This is a genomic window from Herbaspirillum sp. WGmk3 (assembly GCF_023952535.1).
Classification (GTDB): Bacteria; Pseudomonadota; Gammaproteobacteria; order Burkholderiales; family Burkholderiaceae_D; genus Herbaspirillum; species Herbaspirillum huttiense.
The window spans coordinates 1-677 of record NZ_JAKYWT010000020.1; the positions used below are offsets into that span (position 1 = coordinate 1).

At 60.9% G+C, this 677-nt stretch carries 1 protein-coding gene; it reads left to right on the forward strand.

Annotated features, from left to right (window positions below):
* Positions 1-546, forward strand: a 546-nt coding sequence (locus MKD49_RS25750; protein ID WP_252697714.1) for a branched-chain amino acid ABC transporter permease, incomplete at its 5' end; no start/stop codon positions are given.
* Between the last annotated feature and the right edge of the window lie 131 nt (positions 547-677).

Genomic DNA, 677 nt, shown 5'->3' on the forward strand with positions numbered 1-677 from the left:
CCGTTCCCGCAGATCATGCCCTCGACCCCGGTCAACATCGCCGGTGCCCTGATCTCGCCGACCCAGATCATGCTGCTCATCCTGGCCCTGGCCGCGATGATCGGCCTGGTGCTGATCGTGGAGAAGACCAAGATGGGCCGCGCCATGCGCGCCACCGCCGAGAACCCGCGCATCGCCGGTTTGATGGGCGTGGACGCCAACCGCGTCATCATCGTCACCTTCGCCATCGGCGCCGCACTGGCCGCGATTGCCGGCGTGATGTGGGCTGCCAACTACTCCACTGCGCAATTCGCCATGGGCTTCGTGCCGGGCCTGAAGGCCTTCTCGGCCGCCGTGCTGGGTGGTATCGGCAACATCTACGGCGCCATGCTGGGCGGCATCCTGCTGGGCCTGATCGAAAGCCTGGGTGCCGGTTACATCGGCGACCTGACCGGCAACTTCCTGGGCAGCAACTACCAGGACATCTTCGCCTTCATCGTGCTGATCATCGTGCTGACCCTGCGTCCGTCCGGGATCATGGGTGAGCGTGTGGCGGATCGGGCCTGAGTTTTTAAGATTTAAAACCTTAAAAACTTAAAAACAGAAACTTAGAAACTTAAGAAATCGGAAGAGAACACTATGGCTCTCATGACCTTCGACATGAAGCGCAACCCCCAGCAGGCGCGGTTCAGCCTGCT